Here is a 746-nt window from a genome sequence, read left to right on the forward strand (position 1 = left end):
TCCGTCGCCTGCTGCTGCGCCTGCTCCACCGTCTGGCGATACTGCTGCTCGTACTGCTGGACCTGGGTGCGGGCCTCGTCGACCGGCACGTTCTGCGCCCGTGCCAGGGCCTGGGCAGCGCGCTCGCGTGCTTCCTCTGCCTGCTGCTCGTTGCCGGTAACGGTGGCACGCACGGCGGCGACCGCCGCATCACGCAGGGCGGCCGGGTCGTTGCCGCCAGTAGCTCCGCGGATGGACTGCTCCACCGAGGCAAACGGATCGGTCACGTCAGCAAGATTGGGGGCTGCCACCTGGGCGGCGGTCTGTGCCGTTGAACCCACCGTGCTGGCAACGCCGCCAAGCGCACTGGTCATGGTGCGATAGGCACCGCCGAGGATACCGCCCACCGCCGAGGTGAGCAGGTAGAACACCAAGAGCGTGGTGAGCGCCCAGGCGGTCAGGCCATGCCAGCCGGCGGTGGATTCCTTGGGCTTGCCCGCCAGTCGCCCTGCGGCATAGCCGCCGGCCAGGGAAGCCAGGATGCCGGACACCACGAACCACAAGCCGGCACCGATCGAGAAGGACGAGGCCGCCGGATTGTCGCCGGTCGCGGGATCGAGCACTCCTGCGCCAAAGCCGATGCCCAGCATGTTGAGGATCAGCTGGGTGACCAGCGCCACCACCACGCCCGCGAGCACCGCCCCCCAGGAGATCTTGTTGATCATGATGGTGCGGGCATCGTCGGCCGGGGTCGCCGGGCTCATGTG

1 protein-coding gene is annotated in these 746 nt (G+C 69.2%); it reads right to left on the bottom strand.

Going from position 1 to position 746, the window contains the following annotated elements; all coding sequences use genetic code 11:
- A partial coding sequence (locus tag HLA95_RS27650) for a hypothetical protein (protein WP_222185171.1) occupies positions 1-746 on the bottom strand: 746 nt, incomplete at both ends.

Origin of the sequence: Geminicoccus harenae (genome assembly GCF_019800005.1) — a bacterium.
Classification (GTDB): Bacteria; Pseudomonadota; Alphaproteobacteria; order Geminicoccales; family Geminicoccaceae; genus Geminicoccus; species Geminicoccus harenae.